The organism is Variovorax sp. GW823-FHT04F07, assembly GCF_058795995.1.
This window is the reverse complement of sequence record NZ_JBXAIG010000001.1, coordinates 495251-518562: the sequence shown is the minus strand read 5'-3', so window position 1 is coordinate 518562 and position 23312 is coordinate 495251. Positions and strand designations below refer to the sequence as shown.

Here is a 23312-nt window from a genome sequence, read left to right as displayed (position 1 = left end):
CAGGGAGCGCTTCTTGCTGTACCTGCCGCATGCCACCGTTGCCGCCGCCGCGAGAACCCGCCATGACATCCGTCTCCGGACAGAAGATCTTTCGCATCCGCCGCGACTACAACGCCTGGGTCGCAAACGAAACGCTGGAGGACTACGCGCTGCGCTACACGCCGCGCAGCTTTCGCAAGTGGTCGGAGTTCCGCGTGGCCAACGCGGCCTTCGGCGCCACCTCGTTCCTGGCGCTGGAGGCCATCGGCGGCGCCATCGCGCTGAGCTACGGTTTCTCGAACGCGCTGTGGGCGATCCTGGTGGTAGGGCTCATCACCTTCCTCACGGGCTTGCCCATCTCGTACTACGCGGCGCGCCACGGCGTGGACATGGACCTGCTCACGCGCGGCGCGGGCTTCGGCTACCTGGGCTCCACGCTCACCTCGCTGATCTACGCGAGCTTCACCTTCATCTTCTTCGCGCTCGAGGCGGCCATCCTCGCGCTGGCGCTGCAGATGTACCTCGATTGGCCGCTGTGGCTGCTGTACCTGGTGTCGTCGATCGTGATCATTCCGCTGGTGGCGCGCGGCATCACGCTCATCTCGGGGCTGCAGCTGTGGACGCAGCCGATCTGGATCGTGCTGTTCGTCTGCCCCTTCATCGCGGTGATGGTGAAGAAGCCCGAGCTGTACGCCGACTTCACCGGCCTCGTGGGCCGCACCTCGGACAGCAGCGGCTTCGATCCGCTGATGTTCGGCGCTGCCGCCACGGTGGCCTTCTCGCTCGTGGTGCAGATCGGCGAGCAGGTCGACTACCTGCGCTTTCTGCCCGAGAAGACCGCCGCCAACCGCGGGCGCTGGTGGACCGCCGTGCTGGTCGCCGGGCCGGGCTGGATCGTTCCGGGCATGCTGAAGATGATGGGCGGCGCGTTCCTGGCCTTCCTGGCCCTGCAGCACGAGATTCCGGCCAACCACGCGATCGAGCCGACGCAGATGTACCTCACGGGCTTCTCGTACGTGCTGCGCGACCCGGCGTGGGTGCTGGGCATCACGGTGCTGTTCGTGGTGGTCTCGCAGATGAAGATCAACCTGACCAACGCCTATGCGGGCTCGCTCGCGTGGTCGAACTTCTTTGCGCGCCTCACGCACAGCCACCCGGGGCGCGTGGTGTGGCTGGTGTTCAACGTGGCCATCGCGATCCTGCTGATGGCGCTGGGCGTGTTCGCCGCGCTGGAGCACGTGCTGGGCTTCTACAGCAACATCGCCATCGCCTGGGTCGGCGCGCTGGTGGCCGACCTGGTCATCAACAAGCCGCTGGGCTGGAGCCCGAAGACCATCGAGTTCAAGCGCGCGCACCTGTACGACATCAACCCCGTGGGCCTGGTCGCGATGCTGGTGGCGGCGGCGCTGGCGATGCTGGCCTACTCGGGTGCGCTCGGCCAGTGGGCGCGGGCTTTCTCGCCCTTCATCGCGCTGGCCACGGCCATGGCCGTGTCACCGCTGCTGGCGTGGCGGACGCGCGGGCGCTACTACCTGGCGCGCACCGACATCGACCGCTGGACGCCGGGCCAGAGCGTGAAGTGCTCGGTGTGCGACAACAGCTTCGAGTCGGAAGACATGGCGCACTGCCCGGCCTACAGCGCGCCGATCTGCTCGCTGTGCTGCACGCTCGAATCGCGCTGCCACGACCGCTGCAAGACCGACTCGCGCGCCGCCGAGCAGATGAGCGGCTGGCTGCAGGCGCTGCTGCCGCCGGCGCTGTCGGCGCGGCTGAACTTCCGCTTCGCGCACTACCTGCTGGTCGCCACCTCGCTCATCGCGTTGCTGGCCACGGTGGTGGGCGTGGTCTACGCGCAGGAGGCCATTGCGGGCACCATCGATTCGGCGATGGCGACGGCTTTTCTGAAAGTGTTCGCGCTGCTCTCGGTGATCGCCGCCGTGGCCGCGTGGTGGGTGGTGCTGGGCAGTGAGAGCCGGCAGATGGCGCAGGAAGAGTCGAACCGCCACAACAACCTGCTTGCGCTCGAGATCGAAGCGCACCGCCGCACCGACGCCGCGCTGCAGACCGCCAAGGAAGCGGCCGAGGCCGCCAACCAGGCCAAGACCCGCTACGTGGCCGGCATGACGCACGAGCTGCGCACGCCGCTCAACAGCATCCTGGGCTACTCGCAGATCCTGCTCAAGGGCGGCGACGCGGCCCTGCCGCCGCGCGAGGCGGTGCAGACCATCCACCGCAGCGGCGAGCACATGCTGGGCCTCATCGACGGGCTGCTCGACCTGGCGCGCATCGAGGCCGGCCGGCTGCAGCTGGAGCCCTCGCCGCTCGCGCTGCCCGCCTTTCTCGACCAGGTGGTGCAGATGGTGCGCCCGCAGGCCGAGGCCAAGGGCCTGGCGTTCGTCTACACGCATGCGGGCCGGCTGCCGCCGTGGGTGCACGCCGACGTGAAGTGGCTGCGCCAGATTCTCATCAACCTGCTGACCAACGCCGTGCGCTTCACCGACAGCGGCACCGTCACGCTGCACGTCGACGCGCGGCGCGAGGTGCTGCGCTTCGACGTGGTCGACACCGGCATCGGCGTGGCGCCGCAGGACCGCCAGCGCATCTTCCTGCCCTTCGAGCGCGGCGCTGCGGGCCGCCGGCGCGGCGAGCCGGGCACGGGGCTGGGGTTGACCATCACGGGGTTGCTCACCTCGCTCATGGGCGGCGAGCTCAAGCTGGCGTCGACCTCGTCGGCGGGCAGCACCTTCAGCGTGCGCGTGTACCTGCGTGAGGTCTCCGACCCCGGCCCCCAGGCGGGCTCACGCGAACCGGTGTCGGGCTACCTGGGCGAGCGCCGCACGCTGCTGGTGGTGGACGACCAGCCGGTGCAGCGCCAGATGCTGGCCGGCATGCTCGCGCCGCTGGGCTTCACGGTGCGCGAGGCCGCCAGCGGCACCGAGTGCCTCGACAGCCTGCGCGAAGAGCTGCCCTCGGCCATCCTGCTGGACCTGACGATGGACGACATGGACGGCTGGCAGACCGCGCGCTCGGTGCGGGCCTCGGGCTTTGCCGAGCTGCCGATCATCATCGTCTCGGCCAACATGTTCGAGAACCAGACCGACCGGCTGCGCGCCGCGGGCTGCCAGGCCTTCGTGGGCAAGCCGGTGATCGAGTCGGAACTCATCGCCACGCTGGAGCGGCACCTGGGCCTCGAATGGCTGGCGATCGGCGATGCGATGCCGCCGCCCGCCGACCCCGACCTGGCGCCGCCGCGCCCGCCCCTGCTCGCGCTCGGCGAAGACGACCGTGCCGACCTGATGCGCCTGGTGCAGATGGGCCACGTGCGCGGCCTGCACACCGCGCTCGACCGGCTGGCCGCGGCCTCGCCCGCCGCAGCGGCCACCTGCACCTGGCTGCGCGGCATGGTCGCGCGCTTCGAACTCGACAACCTCCGCAACGCACTGGCAGAAGATGCAGACACTCCCCTCGCCCGGTCATGAATCCGAACGCCCCGTCGTGCTGGTGGTGGACGACGCCCCCAGCAGCCTGGGCATGCTGTGCGACACGCTCGAGGCCAGCGGCTACACCGTGCTGGTGGCGGCCGACGGTGAGGCCGCGCTGCAGCGGCTCGAGCTGGTGGTGCCCGACGCGATCCTGCTCGACGGCCTCATGCCCGGCCTCTCGGGCTTCGAGACCTGCCGGCGCATCAAGGCCAACGCGGCGCTGGCGCACATCCCGGTGCTGTTCATGACCGGCCTGTCGGAAACCGCGCACGTGGTCGAGGGCTTCGAGTGCGGCGGCGTCGACTACGTGGTGAAGCCGATCCGCGCGCAGGAGGTGCTGGCGCGCCTGCACACCCACACGCGCAACGCCCGCATCACCCGCATGGCGCGCGACGCGGTCGACGTGGCGGGCATGGGCGTGGTGTTCGTCGACACGCGCGGGCGCATCGCCTGGCGCTCGCCGCAGGCCGCGCTGTGGCTGCACGCGCTCGAAGACCCGGTGGCGCCGGGGCGCCTGCCCGCCTCGGTGGAGCCTGCGCTGGCGCCGGGTGCGTCGATCGCCATCGGCACCGCCACGGGCATGCGCCTGTCGGTGCGCAACCTGGGCGCGGCGGCGCTGGGCGAGACCATGCTGCTGTTCGCCATCCAGCGCGAAGGGCCGGCCGCGCGCCTGGCCGACGCGGCCCTCACGCCGCGCGAGACCGAGGTGCTGTCCTGGCTCGCCAAGGGCAAGACCAACCGCGACATCGGCGAGATCCTGGGCACCAGCCCGCGCACGGTGAACAAGCACCTGGAGCACATCTTCGAGAAGCTGGGGGTGGAGACCCGCGCGGCGGCTGCGGCACTGGCGAGCGGCATGTAAACCCCCACGGGGTAACCGCCCCCGCGGCGGTGGGCTATCGCCCCCCAAAGGCGCCGGTTGCGCTCAGAATGCGAAAGCCACAGGAGAGAGAGATGCTTTCAAGCCTGCTGACCTTCCCGCCCCGCGAAAGCGCCTACCGGCGCAAGTTCCTGAACAACACGGACGAGAACCTTTTCATGGGGTCGTTCGAGAGCTTCGAGGCGGCCGAGGCCGGCGCGCCGCCCTCCAAGGCCGTCGGCTACGCCAACGCCGACGCGGGCGAGCTCTACAGCCCGCAGATCTATTTCTACGACTATCCCGGCCTCTTCTGGCTGGGCCGTTCCATCGATGCGGGCCTGACGCGCGTGTTCGACCTGGGCGGGCACGTCGGCATCAAGTACTACGCCTTCCGGCGCGTGCTGAGCTACCCCGACACCCTGCGCTGGACGGTGTGCGACGTGCCCGGCGTGGTCGAGAGCGGCCGCGCAATGGCCGTCAAGCGCGAGGCGACCGCGCAGCTCGGCTTCACCACCGACTACCGCGACGCGAGCGGCTGCGACGTGCTGTACGTGTCGGGCAGCCTGCAGTACCTGCCGATGCGCATGGACGCGATTCTTTCCGCGCTCGCCGTGAAGCCCCGGCGCATCGTCATGAACACCACGGCCGTGCACCCCGAGCGCACGATCTACACGCTCAACAGCATCGGCGTGGCCGTGTGCGCCTACCGCATCCAGCACCACGACGAGCTGCTGGCCGACCTGGCACGCGCCGGCTACCGCAAGCGCGACGTGTGGCGCAACGAGGGCAAGCCGATCGAGGTGCCCTTCGTCGATGGCGGCGACAAGCCGTACTACGCGGGCTGCTGCTTCGACCTGATCGCCTGATTCGACCGCATTGCCTTGCGCGTGCGACCCTATCGCACCTCGTAGTCTTCCATCGGCTTGTCGCTGGGGTTGGCCCAGGCGGCCTTGGTCAGGGCGCTGGCCGGCAGCCCCACCTTCGCGCCGTGCGGCGCAATGGGTTGCATGAACCACTTGTCGTAGAGCCGCGCGGCGTCCCCGCTCCTTGCCAACGCCAGGACGCTTTGATCGACCAGCTTCTTGAACGCGGCATCCCCCTTGGGAATCATGATCGCGATCGGCTCGACGCTGAGCACCTGGTCGAGCAGCCGGTACTGCGCCGGCTCCTTGCTCCTGGAAATCAAGGTGGCAAGGATCTGCCCGTCGGCGACGAAGCCCTCCGCGCGGCCCGATTCGAGCAGCAGGAACCCTTCGCTGTTGTCCTTGGCGTACACCTCCGCAATCTCCGGGGCGTTGTCGCGCTTGAGTTTTCTCAGCAGCTGGACGGAGGTGCTCCCCGTCGTGACGGCCACCGCCTTGCCGGCGAGCTGAGCCGCAGAAGCAACGCCGGATGTCGCCTTGACCGCGATGCGAACCCCCTCGACATAGAGCGTCGGGGCGAACGCGACGTCCTTCTGGCGCGCCGCATTGTTGGTCGTGGTACCGCACTCGATGTCGACCGTTCCGTTCTGCACGAGGGGCATGCGGTTCTGCGGCGTGACGAGCTGGTACTTCACGTGGATCTTGCCGATCTGCAACGCCTTCCCGATGTCGGCAATGACACGTTCGCAGACCTCGACGTGAAAGCCCGTGTAGCTGCCGGGCCCCAGGGTGAAGGACATGGCGCCCGAGGCGTCGCGCACACCCATGGTGATGGCGCCAGACTCCCTGATCTTCTTCAGCACGTCGGTTTGGGCGGATGCACGCCCGGCGCTCAGCAGGAGCGCCGCGGCCGTTGCGGCCGCCAGAAGGCAGTGGGTTGTTTTCACGTCGGCGCTTTCAGACGGCGAACAGCGAATCCAGGTCCGCAAAGGACTTCAGCTCGATGGCGTTGCCCGACGGGTCGAGAAAGAACATCGTCGCCTGTTCGCCGGGCTCGCCCTTGAACCGGATGTAGGGCTCGATCACGAATTTCGTCTGGCGTGCAATGAGCTTGTCGGCCATCGCCTGCCACAGGTCCATCGGCAGCACGGCGCCGAAGTGACGCACGGGCACGTCGTGGCCGTCCACAGCGCTGTGCGTCTTGTGGCCGCATTCGTCGGGTGCCAGGTGCGCCACGATCTGGTGGCCGTGGAAGTTGAAGTCGACCCACTCGGTCGAGCTGCGGCCTTCGGGACATTCGAGCAACTCGCCGTAGAAGGCGCGCGCCTCGGCGATGTCGCGCACGGGAAAGGCCAGGTGGAATGGGATGCGTGCAGTGGGGGTGCTCATGGGGTTCATCGATCAAGGAGTTCAGGGTGGACGGACTCTAAGCAGCGAGCCACATAACCGAAAACGATATATTTCATCGCTGAGCACCACCCATTTCGATGAATACCGAATGATCACCGAGCTTCGAACCTTCATCGCCGTGTGTCGCCACGGCACATTCGCCGCGGCGGGAGAGCGCATCGGCCTCACCCAATCGGCCGTCAGCAGCCAGATCAAGCGGCTCGAGGAATCCCTCGGGTTCCCGCTCTTCGATCGCACAGGCCGCTCTGCCACCTTGAATGCGGCGGGCGAGACCACGCTGGGACGGGCGGAAGAAATCTGCGCGCTTTACGCCAAGCTCGGCGAGTTGCCCGACGACGCCGCGAACGCCGGGCTGCTGCGCATCGGCGCCATTGCGTCCGCGCAGCCGACGCTGGTGGCGCGCGCGCTCGAGAAACTGCGCGCCGGCTTCCCCCTGCTGCGCGTGCACATCTCGCCCGGCGTGTCGATGCGGCTGATGGACGACCTGGACGCCGGCAGCATCGACGCGGCCGTGATCATCCGGCCGCCCTTCGGCATTCTTCCCGAGCTGACGTGGCAGACCCTGGTGCGCGAACCCTATGTGCTCATTGCCCCCGCGAACGTGCCGGGCAGGAACTGGCGCACCCTGCTGCTGGAACAGCCGTTCCTGCGCTACGACCGTGCATCGTTCGGCGGACGCATGGTCGAAAGATTCCTCCAGCGCGAAGGCCTCGTGGTCAGCGAAGCCATCGAGGTCGACGAAATCTCCGGGCTCATCCACCTGGCCTCCAAGGGCCTGGGCGTTGCGCTCGTGCCGTGGGTCGAGGCCCACCTTCCACTGCCGCCGGGCGTGCGCATGCTGTCCCTGGGCGAGGCCACGTTCCATCGCGAGATCGGGCTGCTGCAGCGCAAGCCACGGGCCAGCCCGCCCCTCGTCGCGCAGTTTGCGCAGTGCCTGCGCGAGGCGGCCGAACCGGCGAAGGCAGGCCGAAAGAAAGCCTTGACGACCTCCAAAAGGATATTAAAGTGATATCACTTTCAACAGGAGGCCTTCATGCACGAGCAGACCCCGTCCATCCCTCGCCCGGTCCGCAGGGAGCGGCCGTATCGGTCCGTCAACGGATACGGCATCGTCGCCGTGGCGCTGCTGATCCTTGCGGTCGGCGCCTGGGCCCTCGTGCAGCGGATGATGCCGCTGCCCATGAACGTCTTGCTGATCGTCGCGGGCGTGGCGCTGCTGCCGGGGCTGTACATGCTGCAGCCCAACGAGGGCATCATCCTCACGCTGTTCGGCGAGTACCAGGGCACCGACCGCACCGAGGGCCTGCGCTGGACCAACCCGTTCCAGGCCGGCCAGAAGATTTCGCTGCGCGCGCGCAACCTGAACACGCCGCCTTTGAAGGTGAACGACAAGCGCGGCAACCCGGTGGAGATCGGCGCGGCCGTGGTCTGGCGCGTGCACGACACGGCGCAGGCCGTGTTCGAGATCGACGACTACAACAAGTTCGTCGCCATCCAGTCCGAAGCCGCCATCCGCCACCTGGCCACGCTCTACGCCTACGACAGCGGCGACGACCTGCAAAGCGACGAGGTCACACTGCGCGCCGGGCTCGACGTGGTGGCCGACGCCCTCAAGGCCGAGCTGAACCAGCGCTTTGCCAGCGCCGGCGTCGAGGTGCTCGATGCCAAGCTCACCCACCTGGCCTACGCGCCCGAGATCGCCCAGGTGATGCTGCGGCGCCAGCAGGCGGTGGCGATCGTGAGCGCGCGGCACCAGATCGTGGCGGGTGCGGTGGGCATGGTCGAGGCGGCCCTCAAGGGGCTGTCGGAGCGCAACCTCGTCGTGCTCGACGACGAGCGCAAGGCCTCGATGGTGTCGAACCTGCTGGTGGTACTGTGCTCGGACCGCGAAACCCAGCCCGTGGTCAACACGGGCACGCTCTACACCTGATGCATCCACGGCACCTGTTCACCGCCGCCACGTCGTTGTTCCCTGATGGCCAGTCCCGGTAAGAAGTCCTACCCGCTGCGCATCGATCCGGCCCTGTGGGCCGAGATCGAGCGGCTGGCGGCCCAGGAGCTGCGCAGCGCGAACGCGCAGGTCGAGTTCCTGCTGCGCGAAGGGCTCGCGAAACGGGGGCGCCTGCCGGCGGCGGCTGCGCCCGCCAAAGATGCGGCGCCGCCCAAGCCGCCGCGCTAGGCTGGTAGTAACCCCGAATTTCCTGAAGGCCGATTGACAGCCTCGGCCTCTACGATGGGACGGCACCCTTCATCAGGAGACACACGCCGTGACCACCTTCGCCCTCCGTTCCGCCCTGACCCGCCGTGCCGCCCTGGCGCTGGCCGCCTCCTTCGTCCTCGCCGGTTGCGTCAGCCCCCCACCCGCCGCGACAGGCGACATCCACGTCATGACCTCCGGCGGCTTCACCGCCGCCTACAACGAGCTGCGCCCCGGCTTCGAGCGCAGCACCGGGCGCAGCGTGAAGACGGCCTACGGCGCGTCGATGGGCAACGCCAGCGATTCGATTCCCAGCCGCCTCGGGCGCAACGAACCCGCCGACGTCGTGATCCTGGCCCGCCCGGCGCTCGATGCGCTGGTGGCGCAGGGCAAGGTGGTGGCGGGCAGCCAGGTCGACCTGGTGCGTTCATCGATCGGCTTTGCGGTGCGCAAGGGCGCGCCCAAGCCGGACATCGGCACGGTCGACGCGCTCAAGCGCACGCTGCTCGCGGCGCCGTCGATCGCTTACTCGGCGAGCGCGAGCGGCACCTACTACGAGACCGAGCTGCTCAAGACGCTGGGCATCGAGGACCAGGTGAAGCCCAAGAGCAAGCGCATCCTCAGCGAGCGCGTGGGCACCGTGGTGGCGCGCGGTGACGCGGCCCTCGGCCTGCAGCAAGTGAGCGAGCTGCTGCCCATCGAGGGCATCGACTACATCGGCCCGCTGCCCGCCGAGGTGCAGCGCGTGACGGTGTTCTCGGCCGGCGTGGCCACGGCCTCGAAACAGCCCGAGGCGGCGCGCCAGCTGATCCGCTACCTCAACGCGCCGGCGGCGGCGCCGACGATCGCGAAGACGGGGCTGGAGCCACTGTCCGCGCGCTGAAGCGGCGGCTTCGCGGCCCGTAAACTGGCAGCCTTCATCCCCTCCTTCCGCCTTCCCGACGAACGGACGCCATGACCACATCGCCCTCTTCCGCCCTCGTGACCGCCTTCGCGCCCAGCGGCACGCTGCGCGCCTCGATCAACCTCGGCAACCCGATCCTGGCCAACAAGGACGCCACCACGGGCGAGCCGTTCGGCGTGTCGATCGACCTGGCCCGGGAGTTCGCCCGGCGGCTCGGCGTGGGCATCGAGCTGGTGGTGTTCGAGAAGGCCGCGGCCTCGGTGGACGCGGTGAAGAACGAGAAGGCCGACATCGGCTTCTTCGCGGTCGATCCGGCGCGCAGCGAAGGGCTGCGCTTCACGGCGCCTTATGTGCTGATCGAGGGCAGCTACCTCGTGCCCGAATCTTCTGCGCTGACCGACAACGCGCAGGTCGATGCCGAAGGCCACCGCATCTCGGTTGGCTCTGGGAGCGCCTACGACCTGTTCCTCACGCGCGAGATCAAGGCGGCCGAGATCGTGCGCCTGCCGGGCGCGGGGCCTGCGCTCGCTGCATTGCGCGCGGGCGAGGTCGAGGTGGCGGCGGGCATTCGCCAACTGCTCGAAGGCGAGGCTGCCCGGGCACCGGGGGTGCGTGTGCTGCCGGGGCGCTTCATGGTGATCCAGCAGGCGATGGGCACGCCGGCAAGTCGCGGGGCCGAGGCGCAGGCGCTGCTTGCTGCCTTCGTCGAGGAGATGAAGGCTTCTGGCTTTGTGGCCGATGCGTTGAAACGCCATCGCATCGAAGGCGCGATCGTTGCGCCGTAACTAGGCGCTCCTGTTCAGGGCGCGTGCACAGGCCACCGGGTACTTCCCTCCGCGAATGTCCCCCGGGGCTTCGCCCCTCCTCCTTGATTTCGCTGCGGGAAGCACCCAGTGTCCTGCACCCGCTGGGCGCTGTTGCTGTGTTGGCTGATCAACAACCGCTCTGAACTCGCTCACGTCGATGAGGTGCCTTGCGCAGCGAAATCAAGGAGGAGGCCGCAGGCCGGGGGACATTCGCGGAGCAAGGTACCTCGTCGGCGGGAGCGACGCCCTGGACATCACAACTTGTGCGCCTCCACAGGCCCCTGCGAATAGAACAGGAAGTAGCCCGTCTGCGTCTTGAAGCCGTTCTTCTGCCACCCGGGCGGCACCTTGAAGATGCCGAGCTGGTCGCTCGAGATGCCGACGAAGGACGTGTTCTCCGTGTCGGTGGTGATGCGGCTCCAGCGCTCGCGCGTCACCGGCTGCAGCTGCATCTTGGGTTCGCTCCATTCGGGGGTGCGCACCTTGTCGCGCATGATGTAGCGGTCGCCGTCGCGCTCGATCTTGACGACCTCCTTGAGCACGCCGTTGCGCTCGACGGCGTAAACGCCGACCAGTTCGGTCTCGGGCCCGCCGCGCGCGCCGCAGGCCGAGAGCAGTGACACGCAGGCCACTGCCAGCAAAGAGTTCAGAAAAGTTTTCATGGAATTCGAATGAAGTGACGCATGCGCCGCCGAGCGGCACATGCGAGGGTTCACGAAAGTGAGTTCAGTTCAACTCAACGCTTCTGGTTCTCGCGCAGCGGCAGCTTGCCCTGGAAGCGCAGTGCGTGCGGGTACTCCTCCTCGCCGCCCGCCTCCACCGCCGCCATCTTCTGCTGGCTCTGCTGCGTCTTGGCGAGCAGCGGTGCCGGCAGGTTGAGCACGCCCTTGATCTGGTCGTACTGCGCCTGCGTGATGCGCCCCACGCCCAGCAGGCGGAAGGCATCGCGCTCGATGTTCAGCAGCAGCGGCTTGTTGCCCGCGAAGTTCTGCACCTTGGCCAGCAGGTTGCTCCAGGACTGCGCGCTGTAGTTGCTCACGTAGTAGTCCTGCCCTGTCGGCCCGGCGAGCACCGCGGTGCAGCCCGGCAGCTCGACCTGCGTGGCGTTGTTCGACATCACGAAGGTCTCGCGCTTTTCCATCGCGTCGCCGTACGCCAGCGTGACGGGAATGGTCCACGTCGAGGCCGGGAACTGGTTCTGGTTGGGGAACGACTCCTGCGTGATGTTGACGTAGGTGCGGTCGCCGGCGCACTGCGCATCGACCGTGAGCAGCGGAATGCCGGTCTGGCGGATGAAGCTGTCGCCGATTTCGCTCACCTTCTTGCCGCCGGCGGCCTTCTCCAGCGAGGTCCACAGCCGCGTGGGCGTGACGTTGCCGAACGCGTAGTCCTTCAGGTAGATCTGCAGGCCCTTCTGCATCGCCTCTTCGCCGATGTAGTTCTGCACCATCTCCAGCACGTGGCTGCCCTTGTTGTAGACAAAGATTGCCGGGCTGATGAAGCCGAAGGAGCCCGCGTCGTTCAGGTTGCGCTGCACCGGCACGGCCGAGGGCTTCAGGTCGGCCACGATCACGTTGTGCTTGTCCAGCACGTAGTCGGAGAAGCTGTAGTACTCGGGGTGGAACTTGATCGTGGTGCGCCGTTCGAACCAGCGCGCGAACGACTCGTTGAGCCACACGTTGTCCCACCAGTCGAGCGTGACCAGGTCGCCGAACCACTGGTGTGCCACCTCGTGCGTGACCACGGTCACCGAGTACAGCGTGGGCTTGTCGCCGGGCTTGGTGAGCACCGCGTCGGCAAACTCGAAGATCGCGCCCCAGTTCTCCATGCCGCCGAAGCCGGTGTTGGGCTTGTTGTCGTAGCTGTCGTTGGCGGCCACGGTGTCGAACTTCTTGAAGGGCAACGAGATGCCGGTGTACTTGTAGTAGTAGTCCATCGACACCTTGGTCCACTCCATCGCGAACTTGGCCCAGTCGGAGCGGCCCGGCGGCGTGAACCAGCGCAGCGCCATGTCGCTGCCGTCCAGCGGGTTCTTGAAGGTGTCGGCCAGGATGTCGAACTTGCCGCCGCCGAAGAAGGCCAGGTACATCGGCATCGAGGGCGTCTTCTCGAAGGCCACGCGCTGGTAGCCGTCTGGCAGTTTCACGGCCTCGGTCTGCGCGCCGTTGGACACGGTCTTCCAGTCGCCCGGCACCTCGGCCGAGATCTCGAAGGTGTGGCGGAAGGCCGGCTCGTCCCAGCCCGGGAACCACTGGCGCGCGAAGTTGGTTTCGCCCTGCGTCACGATGGCGTCGCTGCTCACGCCCTCGGGCGTGGACAGGCCCACCTTGAAGATGCCCGACGCGGCCGAGCACAGCGGGTTCTTCGCCATCACTTCCGGCGTGCAGTACTCGGCATCGGAGAACTGGATCTTGCCGTCCCACTCCATGTGCAGCAGGTACTTGCCCTTGGCGATCTGGCCGTCGTTCAGGCGCAGTTGCACGAAGTCGCCGCGCGTCTGCGGCGTGGGAATCAGCGGGATCACCTCGCCCGGCTTGGACACCTTGCGCAGCGTGGTGCGCCCGCGCGCAAAGTTGAGGTCGTGCGCGGCGACGACGATGGCGTCGACCGGCTTGAGCACGTCGATCTCCACGTCGGCGCGGCCCACGAAAGTCTTGAGCGCCGCATCGGGGCGGAACCACAGCTTGTAGTTCACGGGCCAGACCGTGTCGGGCAGTTCCATCGGCCGGGCCGAGCGGTCGACCGCAGCCGCCGCCGAATCGCGTGCGGTGGGCACGCCGTCGTCGGGGGTCTTCTTGGTGGTGTCGCCGCCGTCGGCCGCGGGCGCGTTGGCCAGCGACGGCGCGTTCAGGCCGGAGCCGCCGAAGGATGCGCCACCGCCGCTGTCTCCGCCGCCGCCGCAGGCCGTCAGCGCGGCAAGGGTCACGGCCGTGAGGGCCAGGCAATGAACGACAGGTGTATTCAGTGATTTCATGATCGCCTCTGGGTACTCTTGGTAAGGAACATGCGCCGCACCGCAGGCACCGGCGGATAGCCGGCGATGCACGTGACGCGCGCGGGATGAGTGGAACGACAGATCAACAGGAAATGCGGGCAGCACAGCGCCCTCCCGGCGAACAAACCGTTCGTCAGGAACGCAGGCTCAGGCCGGACCGCACCGCATGTGCTGCGGTGGTCCCAGAATGCGCGGGGCGAGCGGCGCCATTCCCGTCAGGACGCGGGGTGTTGGGGGGGAGCGTGTGAACGCGGTGGGGTGTCGCGGGCCGGGCTCAGTGCCCGTGCATTGACGCGATGCGTTCACCCGTCAGGTGAACGGCCGGGGCCATGGCGAAAGCGATGGCGACGGCAAGACTGGCTGCGGCTCTTGTGGTTGATTTCACGCGCATTCCCTCGTCCGTTGAAGTGCACGCAGTTGTAGCTGATCGATGCAATGAGCTCAACGATCCGCGGAACTTTTCTCTCTCCAATTGTTCGCGCGCGATAGGCCGAATGGCGTCATGGCACGCGACGCGTGCCATGCGATACGAAGATGGTTCTGCGCGCGAAACACCTGCTCACGCAGATGACAAAAACACGGGGCCTTCACTGTGACGAAGCGGCCACAGTACGAAGGTTCAAGCTGCGACCAAGGCTACGAAAGCTGTGAACCAGAGACTGCAGCAGTGCGTTGCGCGCGCTCGCGCCACCACAGCAGAAAGCCGCATGCGAACACGACGACCTGCGTGCCGATGAGCAGTGCGAAGCCCGCGAAGAAACCCGCCGCCGACGAGGCCGCGGTGACTGCTGTGTGCGCTGCGCCGCCACTGTGCGACACCGCGGTGATCACGCCGCCCATCAGCGCCGGCATGAAGCCCGCCACGAGGCTACCCACGCCATTGGTCACGCCGAAGGCACTGGCCGTGTGCTCGGGCCGCGAGCAGTGCTGCACGGTGCTTGGAATGGCGGGGCTTTGCAGGCCCCAGAAGAAGTTCGCCGCCACGAGGCAGGTCGCGGCCATGTACGGGTCGCGCGCATTGATGGCCAGCAGCACCGACAGTGCCACGCCCGCGCTCGCGCCCATGAAGATGAAGGGCACGCGGTCGCGCCCGAGCTTGTCGATGAGCACGCCGCCCGTGAACACCGCGAGCACGGTGGCGTACTGCGGCAGCGAGGCGATCCAGCCCATCTCGCGCAGCGAGAAGCCGCGCGCCTCGCGCAGGTAGGTCGGCAGCCAGTTGCTGCTGCCCCAGAGATAGGCCAGCGCCGCCGAGGTCAGCAGCGTGATGAGGAACAGGTGCCGCGTGTGCAACGCGCCCTTCACGATGCCCGCCACGCGCGCCATCGCATCGCCCAGCGACGAGGGCTTGATGCCGTCGCCGTGCCCCGCGGGCATGCGCACGAAGGCCAGCACCAGCGGAATGCCCAGCACGATGTTGAGCACGCCCAGCACGTGGAACGAGCTGTCCCATTCGAACTGCGTGAGCAGGTAGCCCACCAGCGGGTAGCCCACCGCCAGGCCCAGGCCCGTGCCCATGTTCACCAGCGCATTGGGCTTGCCGTTCTCATGGCTCTGGAAGTGCGCCTTGATGTACGACGAGGCCAGCGAGAACAGCGGCCCTTCCGACACGCCCAGCAGCACGCGCGAGGCCAGCAGCAGGCCGTAGCTGTTGAACATCGGCGAGGCCCAGGTCACCACGCCCCACAGCACGAGGCCGTAGATCAGGCTGCGCCGCACGCCGAACAGCGCCGAGCAGAACGGCGTGAGCACGAAGGCCGAAATGCCGTAGCCCAGCATGAAGGCCGTGGCCAGCAGGCCCTGGCTCACGCGGTCGGAGGCGTCGATGCCCACGTGCTTCAGGAAGGCCGCATCGGTGATCAGCACCGCGATGTTGATGCGGTCGACGTAGGAGATCGCGACGATCACGAACAGGGTGACGACCCCGTACCAGCGCATGGCCTTGGATGACATGGGATTCTTCTCAGGTGGGTTGCACGGGGGCCGGTGCGGCTTCAGGGACAGTCGCTCGCCGGCCTGCCTGCGTCGAGGACCGTTCGGGCGAACCCGAACGCGTCGGATTGCGAGGCGCCGATGACCGACCGGTGGGTCTGTCCGGCGTACTGCTTCAGTTGCACGGTCGCGCCGCGCGCACACAGGCTGCGCACCATCGCCGCCGTGGTGTCGGGCGTGACCGTCGTCTCGTCCTTCTCGCCCTGGATGACCGACACGGGCACCCGCATCGTGAGCGACGAGGCATCCTGCGCGGCCAGCAGCCGGGCCATCGCGTCGTACGCCGCGCCGGGCTTCAGGTACGGGCCCGGCGGCAGCGGCGGCATCGCGAACAGCCCCGAAAGGCAGGCGGAACCCATCGCGTCGAGGTGCGGGCGCAGCGCGGGCGAGGCCAGGGCCTGCACGTCGATGGCCGGGTTTATCGCCTTGGCGCTCATCACGGTCAGCGACACGAAGGGCAGCGCCGGGACGGCGACCGCTTCGCCGCGCACCACGCTGTCCATGAACCGCAGCACGCCGGGCCCCGTGGGCGCGATGGCGATCGCCGCCCGCAGCGGGTAGCGGCCGGCGCTGCGGTCCGGCAGGCCGGCGGCCCACAGCACGGCGCCGCCGCCCTTGCTGTGGCCCACGGCGATCCAGTCGGGGCGCAGCTTCGTGCCGTCGAGCGCATGCGCGGCCGCCACGGCATCGGCCAGGTTCTCGGCGTTGCTGCGGCTGTGCAGGTCGGGCACGGGCCCGAAGGCGCCCCACCCTGCGTAGTCGGTGCGCACCACGGCATAGCCCTGCTGCACCCAGGCGTTGAGGTAGGCATCGCGCTCGCGGTTCACGACCAGCGAGGGCGCGCACTGCGGCGCGAGCCCGGTCGAGCCGTTGGCCCAGGCGATCACCGGATAGCCGCCGGCGGGCGCGGGCGTACGCGGCAGCGCCACCTGGCCGACGACCACCGCGTTCGCGCCGTCGAAGGTGGTGGACGCGTACGACATGACCCAGTTGCGCCCTGCGTCGGGCAGGCCGTGCAGCTTGTCAGGGCTGGCCAGCAGCAGCTGGCCGGGCGCGGGCGGCGCGGTCGGCGACATGCCGGCGCAGCCGGCCACGAGCAGCGATCCGAGGGCCAGCGCTGCGAGGCGCCGCACCTGCGGCCAGACGGGGGTTGCGCGCATGCCGGCCCTCCCGCGTCAGAACATGTGCCGCATGCCGAACTCGACGCCGCTGGAGGCGCGGTTGGGCATGGTGATGGCGCCGGCCAGGGCCTGCGTCGCGCCGTTCTTGTTGCTGATGCGCGCGATGGTGCCGTACACCGCCGTGCGCTTGGACAGGTTGTGCACGTAGCCGATGGCCAGCTTCGACGACGTGGGCTCGCGCACCGCGTTGGCGGGCTCCAGCTTGTAGCGCGCGTACGAGGCCTTGATCTCGCCCGGTCCGATGGGCAGCTGGAAGCCGACCAGCACGCCCTTGGCATCGGTGCTGCCCTTCGATTCCTTGTACAGCTCGCTCGTGAGCTTGAGGTTCATGAGCGCCGCATCGAAGGTGTAGGACGCGCCCAGGTTGGTCACGCGCAGGTCGCCGGCGGCGTAGCGCGTGCGGCCGGTGGCCAGCGCCACGTTGAGGCCGCCGCTCTGGTAGCCGAAGCGCGCGCCGGTGTGCTGGCCGTCGCGCTTGTTCGACACCTGGGTGCCGGGCAGCACCGAGGTCGAATCGTTCTCGCCCATCGCGTACATCACCTGGCCGTAGAAACCGCCCAGGTTGGCCGGCAGGAAGTAGCCGATGCTGTTCGAGGCGCGCGTGCCGGTGGGTGCCACCAGGCCGCCCAGGCCCGAGAAGTAGATCTGGTTGGCGCCGATGCCGCCGCCGGTGCCGAAGGGGTCGAAGATCGCGGTGTTCCAGAAGGCGGGCACGTAGTCGCGGCCCAGGCGCACTTCACCGAAGGGGCCGGCCAGGCTCACGGTCGAGCGGCGGTTGAAGCTCAGCACGCCGGGCGTGCCGTTGCCGCTGGCCTGGTTGTTCGAGTTCGACGGAAAGCCCGTGCCGCTGTCGTTCTGCAGGCCCATCTCGAGCCAGAAGTTGGCCGAGTAACCGCCGCCGAGGTCTTCCGTGCCGCGAAAACCGAGGCGGCTGAACATGTTGCCGCTGTTGCCCAGCTGCGTCTTGTGGGCCGATCCGTTGCCGCTGCCGCGCGTGTAGACCACGGAGGCATCGACGACGCCGAACAGCGTCACGGAAGATTGGGCCAGCGCTCCGCCAGCCGCGGTGGCCGCAGCCATCGCGATCAAGTACTTTTTCATTGAATGTCTCGGTTGGTTTTCTTCTCGGCCGTCTTGTCGGTTGTGGCCTTGTTGCTCAGATATCCAGCACCAGCCGCTCGCCTTTGCAGCGAGAGACGCAGATCATCATGGTCTTGTTGGACGCACGTTCGATCTTGGTGAGGATGCCGTCGTGGTGATCGACTTCGCCCTCGAGCACCGCCGTTTCGCAGGCGCCGCAGACGCCTTCCTTGCAGCTGTGGTCGGGGTTGAGGCCAGCGTCGATCAGGCTGTCGAGAATCGACTTGCCCGGAGGCACCTCGACGCTCTTGCCGCTCTTTGCGCACTGCACCACGCAGGTCTGCGTGGCGCTGGGCGCCTCCACATGCACGGCGGCGAAGCGTTCGATGTGGGCGTTGGCGTAGCCCAGTTGCTCGCAGCTCTTTTCGAAGGCGTCGAGCATCGGCGTGGGGCCGCAGCAGTAGTAGTGGCTGGTGACGCCCTTGCCGGCCAGCATCGATGCGAGGTCGGGCGGCGCGCCCTTCTCGTCGTCGAAGTGCCAGGTGAGCTGCACCGATTTCTCGGTGGCCAGCGCCTCGATGGCGTCGCAGAAGGCGGCTTCCTTGCGGGTGCGCGCGCAGTACACGAACTCCACCGGCTTGCCGATGGCGATGAGCCGCTGCAGCATGCACCAGATGGGCGTCACGCCGATGCCGCCGGCCACCAGCACCGAGCGTTCGGCGCCCTCTTCCAGCTTGAAGTTGTTGCGCGGCGCCGAGATGGGCAGCGTCATGCCCACGCGCAGCTGCTGGTGCACGTAGCGCGAGCCGCCGCGGCTCTTGCGGTCGTTGAGCACGCCCACCACGTAGCGCTGGCGGTCGCTCGAGGGGTTGCACAGCGAGTAGCTGCGCACCAGCCCGTTGGGCAGGTGCAGGTCGATGTGGGAGCCGGCCTCGAAGGCGGGAAAGTCCACCGCCGGCGTGGCCGGCCGGAACTCGACGCTGACGATGCCGTCGGCCTCGTAGCGCATGGTGTGCACGAGGGCGTTCAGCGTGGGAGAAGACATGGCGATGCTCGCTTGCTTTCAGTTCAGGCCGTGGCGGCCTCGGCTTGCGCCAGTTGCGCCTGCGCGAGGTTGCGCATGTGGCGGCGCAGGCGGACGATGCCCAGGTCGTGCTGGTACAGGTTCTCGTGCTGGTTGGCGTCGGCTTCCATCTCTTCGAGCATCACGCGGTCTTGTTCCAGCACGTGCCAGTGGCGCGCCTCGAGGCGGTTCTTGTAGAGGAAGCGCCAGGTGTCGCGCTCCCAGCCCGGCGCCAGCTTGCGCGCGCGCCAGAAGAAGGTGGCGGTCATGCCGTTGGCCATGGGCGAGAAGGCGCCGATGATGATGAAGTTGCCGCCGGGGCCGCCGGTCTTCGGGTACGGGATCTCCAGACGCATCCAGTGGATGCCGGTGTCGGCCCACTCGGTCCAGTCGAAGTTGACGTTGCGCTGGCCTTCCTTCTCGAACACGAAGCCGATGTCGGTCGGGCGCACGCCGAACTTGGCGCTGGAGTCGCCTTCGGCCATCGAGTGCGACTGCTTGTGCAGGTAGGTGCCGTGCATCGGGTCCATCACGTTGTCCAGCACGTAGCGGTAGTCGCCCTTCCACTCCGTGTAGCACAGGAAGTTCGAGTACTCGGCCTCGTCGGTCAGCTGCTCGGGCAGCACCAGCGGCGGCGGCACGTCGACCGGCTCCTTCGAGTTGTAGAGGAACACGGCGCCCGCGCGCTCCTGCACATGGAAGTGGCGCGTGGCGCGCGAGCCTTCGAGCTTGCAGCCCGGGCTGCCGGGCACGCGCGTGACCACGCCGTCGTGGCGCACTTCGACGCCGTGGTACGGGCACGAGAGCCGGTCGCCCAGCACCACGCCCTGCGACAGCGGCGCGCCGCGGTGCGGGCAGCGGTCTTCCAGCGCATGCAGCACGCCTTCGCCGTCGCGCCACAGCGCAATCTTGCGGCCGAGGCGGCGCAGGGAGATGGGGTTCTCCTTGATGAAGTGCGAAGGGCAGATCGGGTACCAGAGGTCCTTCAGGCCGATCTCGAGCAGGTGGTCGACCGGATCGGCAGGGGCCGGTGCGACGGGATGGATGGCGATGGTCATGATGGTTCTCCTCAGGCGGCCAGCGTGGCCATTTCCTTGCGGTACAGCGCCTCGGTCCATGCGAGGCCGCCCGGCGTGGCCAGGCCGCTGTCGTTCAGGCGTTGCACCAGGCCCGGCAGGTCGTGGATGCCGTCGGCGTAGGCGCGTTCGATCACGTCGCCCAGCAGGTCTTCGTAGGTGGTCGCGGGGCGCTGGCGCGCCTGGTGCGGTTGGAGAAAGCGGTCTTGTTGCATCGTGAGCCTCCGTAAGCGAGGGGAAAAATTTCAGACGGCAGCGGCAGCAGCGCCTTGCGCCGGCACGCCCAGCGGCACGGCCCAGGCGTCGTAGGCGTACACCCAGTCGGCGTTGCCGCCTTCGCGCAGCCAGTTGTTGCCGCGCGAGCCGAGCTGCACCTGGCTGGCGCGCTCGATACGCGCGGTCTGGTAGGCCTGCAGCGCAGCGGGAATACCGGCCATGGCCACGCCGTCGAGGTGGCGCGACAGCACCACGGCGTCTTCGATCGCCATGCCGGCGCCCTGCGCCATGAAGGGCAGCATCGGGTGCGCGGCATCGCCCAGCAGCGCCATGCGGCCCTGCGCCCAGGCGGGCATGGGGTCGCGCTCGTACAGCGCGGTCTTGAGCACCGTGTCGCAGGCGTCGAGCAGCGCGCGCGCCTCGGGGTGGTAGGCCACGTACTGCTCGCGCAGCTCGTCGACGCTGCCCGGCGCGGTCCACGACTCGAGGTGCCAGGTGTCCTGCGGCGTGGTGGCGAAGATGAAGATGTCCTTGCCGCGGTTCAGCGGGAAGGTGACGATCTGGCTCTGCGGGTTCGGACCCCACCACTTGGTGAAGGCGCCCAGGTTGGGCACGCCGGCCACGCGCTCGGCGGGCACCACGGCGCGGTAGGCGACGATGCCCGTGAAGCGCGGGCTCTCGGCGCCGAACATCGCGGTGCGCACGCCCGAGTGGATGCCGTCGGCGCCGATGAGCGCACCCACGCGGGCGCTGGTGCCGTCGCTGAACGACAGGGTCACACCGTTGTCGTCGGCCGCGATGGTCTCGGCGCGCTTGCCCAGCGCCACGCGCTCGGCCGGGAACATGTCGGCCAGCGCGGCCAGCAGGTCGGCGCGATGGATGGTGAGCTGCGGCGCGCCGTAGCGCTGTTCGGCCGAGTCGGCCATTTCGAGGCGCGAGGTTTCTTCGCCGCTGTCGTAGGTGCGGCTGATGCGATGCGACGGGCGTGCCGCCGTCACGCGGGCGGCGTCGCCCACGCCCAGGCCGTCGAGTGCGCGCACGGCGTTCGGTGTGAGGTTGATGTCGGCGCCGACGCGGGCGAACTGTTTCGCCTGCTCGAACACGACCACGTCGTGCCCCGCGCGGCGCAGTGCGATGGCGGCGACCAGGCCGCCGATACCGGCACCGACGATGCCGATGGTGGATTCACTTGTCTGCATGGTCTCTGTCTCTCTTTGTTCTTGGGGGTGGCTCACTCGGCCACGATGTTGCGGGCCTTGATGATCCGGGCCCAGACGGCCGTCTCATCGCGGATGTGGGCGGCAAACTCGGCGGGCTTCATGGCCGCGTCGGTCATGCCCTGCGCCTTCAGGCGCTCGCGCACGTCGGGCTGGGCCAGCATCTCGGCCGCGTCCTTGGCGAGCTGCTCGACCACCGCGGGCGGCGTGCCCTTGGGGGCCAGCAGGCCGTACCACGAGGTCACGGCGACGCCCTGGATGCCCTGCTCCGCCAGCGTGGGGATGTCGGGCGCGGCGGCGCTACGCTTGGCTTCGGTCACGCCCAGCGCGACGAGCTTGCCGTTCTTGATGAAGGGCATGGTCGCGGGCAGGTTGCTGAACATCAGCGGCACCGAGCCACCGAGCACGTCGTTGAGCGCGGGCGCCGTGCCCTTGTAGGGCACGTGCAGCAGGTCGATGCCGGCCTGCTGCTTGAACAGCTCGCCCGCCAGGTGCAGGCCGCTGCCCACGCCGGGCGAGGCGTACGACAGCGTGTTGGGCTTGGCCTTGGCCATGGCCACCAGCTCCTTCGCGCTCTTGATGCCCGAGGCCGGCGACGCCACCAGCACGTTGGGCGCCTTGGCGAGCATGGTGACGGGCACGAAGTCCTTCTCGATGTTGAACGGGAAGTTCGGCATCAGCGTCGGGTTGATCGTGAGGTTGCCGGCCGGCACCACGAGCAGCGTGTGGCCGTCGCCCTTGGCGCGCTTGACCTTGTCGATGCCGATGTTGCCCGCCGCGCCCACCATGTTCTCGACCACGGCCGCCTGGCCGTAGCGCTTGGCCAGGCCGTCCGACAGGATGCGGGCCAGCGTGTCGACCGGGCCGCCGGGCGGGAACGGCGAGACGATGGTGAAGCGGTCGCTCGACAGCTGCTTGTGCACGTCGCTCTGTGCGTGCGCGGGCAAGGCGATGGCCAGCGCCGCAGCGGCCAGCAGGGAGAAAGAAAAACGTCGTTGCATGAGGGTCACCGGATTCATTTCTTCTCGGTCAGGAAAGCACCTTTCGGGCCTTCCGCGTTCTTCTGGCGACGCGTGTGGCCATCGAGGCCGCCATCGACCGCCCATTCGGCGAACACGGTCGGGCCGGGTTCGAACTCGCGCGGCTGCCAGTCGGCCGTGAGCTGGTCTTCGTCGGCGTAGTACTCGATGAGGCCGCCGGCCGGGTTCTTGAAGTACCAGAAGTACGCCGACGACACCGGGTGGCGGCCCGGGCCCAGCTGCGTGTCCCAGCCGCAGCGCGAGAAATGCAGGCCGCCGCCGAACACCTCGTGGATGTCGCGCACGGTGAAGGCCACGTGGTTGAGCCCGCGCTTGCCCGACGGGATCTGCAGCAGGAACAGGTCGTGGTGGCCGCCCTCGGGCGCGCAGCGCATGAAGGCGCCGCGGTTCGGATAGCCGTCGGACGACACGAAGCCGAAGCGCTGCGCATAAAACGCGCTCGTGCCCTTCACGTCGCTCACGAAGAACACGACGTGGCCGACCTCGATCGGCGTGGCGCGTTCGTAGATCGGCGCGGGCTGGTTCACGCGCGGCTTGGCGTTCCAGGTGTTCATGGCGCCGCAATCGACCTCGACCGCGCGCTTGCGGCTGACCTGCAGGCGCACGGCCAGGCCGTTGGGGTCGGTGCAGCCGATGCGGCGTGCGCCGTCGACCGTTGTGTCGGTGAAGGCCGGGTCTTGCGCGATGGCGGCGGCGTAGCGGTCCAGGTCGGCGTCGCTTTCCACGCCCCACACCACTTCGCGCAGCGTCGGGCCCTCTTCCATCGCGGGCGGCAGGCCGGGCTTGTCCCACGCCGCAACGACCACCTTGCAGCCGTTGAGGCACTCGAAGACGAGTTCGTCGGCGGCTTCGGACGTGAGTGAAAGGCCCCAGTCCTGGAAGAACTGGCGGCAGGCGGGCAGGTCGTCCGCGCCGTAGGTGATCTGGTCGATGCCAAGTACGCTCATCGTGT

21 protein-coding genes are annotated in these 23312 nt (G+C 68.3%); 8 read left to right on the top strand and 13 right to left on the bottom strand.

The features are described 5' to 3' along the window. The first annotated feature begins 62 nt into the window (after positions 1-62). The 3 genes from AC1RAA_RS02375 (at position 63) to AC1RAA_RS02365 (ending at position 5186) form a co-directional block, all read left to right on the top strand. The gene (locus AC1RAA_RS02375; protein WP_492726271.1) at positions 63-3458 is read left to right on the top strand and encodes a hybrid sensor histidine kinase/response regulator; all 3396 of its coding nucleotides are present in this window, start codon (positions 63-65) and stop codon (positions 3456-3458) included. After that, positions 3430-4323, top strand: a complete 894-nt coding sequence (locus AC1RAA_RS02370; protein ID WP_062474629.1) for a response regulator transcription factor — start codon at positions 3430-3432, stop codon at positions 4321-4323. Before AC1RAA_RS02375 ends, AC1RAA_RS02370 begins: the two co-directional genes overlap by 29 nt. Positions 4324-4415: 92 nt before the next feature. Further along, positions 4416-5186: a TIGR04325 family methyltransferase gene (locus AC1RAA_RS02365; RefSeq protein ID WP_492726269.1), complete on the top strand. Its 771-nt coding sequence runs from the start codon at positions 4416-4418 to the stop codon at positions 5184-5186. A 29-nt stretch (positions 5187-5215) separates the two neighbouring features. Here AC1RAA_RS02365 and AC1RAA_RS02360 read toward each other — a convergent pair whose 3' ends face one another. Together AC1RAA_RS02360 and AC1RAA_RS02355 are read right to left on the bottom strand one after the other, a co-directional pair. Continuing rightward, complete coding sequence (locus AC1RAA_RS02360) at positions 5216-6130, bottom strand: amino acid ABC transporter substrate-binding protein (RefSeq protein ID WP_253252381.1); 915 nt, start codon at positions 6128-6130, stop codon at positions 5216-5218. Positions 6131-6140: 10 nt separating this feature from the next. Further along, positions 6141-6572, bottom strand: coding sequence for a VOC family protein (locus AC1RAA_RS02355; RefSeq protein WP_062474623.1), 432 nt, complete (start codon positions 6570-6572; stop codon positions 6141-6143). 109 nt (positions 6573-6681) lie between these two features. On the opposite strand from AC1RAA_RS02355, the gene AC1RAA_RS02350 reads away from it, so the two are divergent. The 5 genes from AC1RAA_RS02350 to AC1RAA_RS02330 all read left to right on the top strand — a co-directional run bounded on the left by AC1RAA_RS02350 (position 6682) and on the right by AC1RAA_RS02330 (position 10479). Then, a complete protein-coding gene (locus AC1RAA_RS02350) occupies positions 6682-7602 on the top strand; it encodes a LysR family transcriptional regulator (protein WP_492726266.1) in 921 nt (306 codons plus the stop codon). A gap of 24 nt (positions 7603-7626) precedes the next feature. Beyond that, positions 7627-8523: an SPFH domain-containing protein gene (locus tag AC1RAA_RS02345; protein WP_095947562.1), complete on the top strand. Its 897-nt coding sequence runs from the start codon at positions 7627-7629 to the stop codon at positions 8521-8523. Positions 8524-8568: 45 nt separating this feature from the next. Then, positions 8569-8772 carry a type II toxin-antitoxin system antitoxin gene (locus tag AC1RAA_RS02340; RefSeq protein WP_492726263.1) on the top strand — a complete coding sequence of 68 codons (204 nt, stop codon included), beginning with the start codon at positions 8569-8571 and terminating at the stop codon, positions 8770-8772. Positions 8773-8860: 88 nt separating this feature from the next. Continuing rightward, positions 8861-9673, top strand: a complete 813-nt coding sequence (locus AC1RAA_RS02335; RefSeq protein ID WP_492726261.1) for a substrate-binding domain-containing protein — start codon at positions 8861-8863, stop codon at positions 9671-9673. 71 nt (positions 9674-9744) lie between these two features. Then, positions 9745-10479, top strand: coding sequence for an ABC transporter substrate-binding protein (locus tag AC1RAA_RS02330; RefSeq protein ID WP_492726259.1), 735 nt, complete (start codon positions 9745-9747; stop codon positions 10477-10479). A 275-nt stretch (positions 10480-10754) separates the two neighbouring features. On the opposite strand, the gene AC1RAA_RS02325 is transcribed toward AC1RAA_RS02330, so the two are convergent. From AC1RAA_RS02325 to AC1RAA_RS02275, 11 genes are all read right to left on the bottom strand, one after another. After that, on the bottom strand, positions 10755-11162 hold the full coding sequence (locus AC1RAA_RS02325) for a lipoprotein (protein WP_492726257.1): 408 nt from the start codon (positions 11160-11162) through the stop codon (positions 10755-10757). Positions 11163-11236: 74 nt separating this feature from the next. After that, positions 11237-13474 carry a M1 family metallopeptidase gene (locus tag AC1RAA_RS02320; RefSeq protein ID WP_492726255.1) on the bottom strand — a complete coding sequence of 746 codons (2238 nt, stop codon included), beginning with the start codon at positions 13472-13474 and terminating at the stop codon, positions 11237-11239. A gap of 657 nt (positions 13475-14131) precedes the next feature. Then, positions 14132-15448 carry an MFS transporter gene (locus tag AC1RAA_RS02315; RefSeq protein WP_492726253.1) on the bottom strand — a complete coding sequence of 439 codons (1317 nt, stop codon included), beginning with the start codon at positions 15446-15448 and terminating at the stop codon, positions 14132-14134. 41 nt (positions 15449-15489) lie between these two features. Further along, a complete protein-coding gene (locus tag AC1RAA_RS02310) occupies positions 15490-16647 on the bottom strand; it encodes an alpha/beta hydrolase family protein (RefSeq protein WP_492726251.1) in 1158 nt (385 codons plus the stop codon). Between the two features lie 15 nt (positions 16648-16662). After that, a complete protein-coding gene (locus AC1RAA_RS02305; protein WP_492726249.1) occupies positions 16663-17769 on the bottom strand; it encodes a porin in 1107 nt (368 codons plus the stop codon). Between the two features lie 55 nt (positions 17770-17824). Further along, positions 17825-18793: a PDR/VanB family oxidoreductase gene (locus AC1RAA_RS02300; protein ID WP_492726247.1), complete on the bottom strand. Its 969-nt coding sequence runs from the start codon at positions 18791-18793 to the stop codon at positions 17825-17827. A gap of 23 nt (positions 18794-18816) precedes the next feature. Then, positions 18817-19869, bottom strand: a complete 1053-nt coding sequence (locus AC1RAA_RS02295; RefSeq protein WP_062474600.1) for a Rieske 2Fe-2S domain-containing protein — start codon at positions 19867-19869, stop codon at positions 18817-18819. A gap of 11 nt (positions 19870-19880) precedes the next feature. Then, positions 19881-20102, bottom strand: a complete 222-nt coding sequence (locus tag AC1RAA_RS02290; protein WP_062474598.1) for a recombinase-like helix-turn-helix domain-containing protein — start codon at positions 20100-20102, stop codon at positions 19881-19883. A gap of 30 nt (positions 20103-20132) precedes the next feature. Beyond that, positions 20133-21302: an FAD-dependent monooxygenase gene (locus AC1RAA_RS02285; RefSeq protein ID WP_492726245.1), complete on the bottom strand. Its 1170-nt coding sequence runs from the start codon at positions 21300-21302 to the stop codon at positions 20133-20135. A 32-nt stretch (positions 21303-21334) separates the two neighbouring features. Continuing rightward, the gene (locus tag AC1RAA_RS02280; protein WP_492726243.1) at positions 21335-22321 is read right to left on the bottom strand and encodes a Bug family tripartite tricarboxylate transporter substrate binding protein; all 987 of its coding nucleotides are present in this window, start codon (positions 22319-22321) and stop codon (positions 21335-21337) included. A 14-nt stretch (positions 22322-22335) separates the two neighbouring features. Next, entirely contained in the window at positions 22336-23307 is a 972-nt protein-coding gene (locus tag AC1RAA_RS02275; protein ID WP_492695782.1) for a VOC family protein, read from the bottom strand. Positions 23308-23312: the final 5 nt, after the last annotated feature.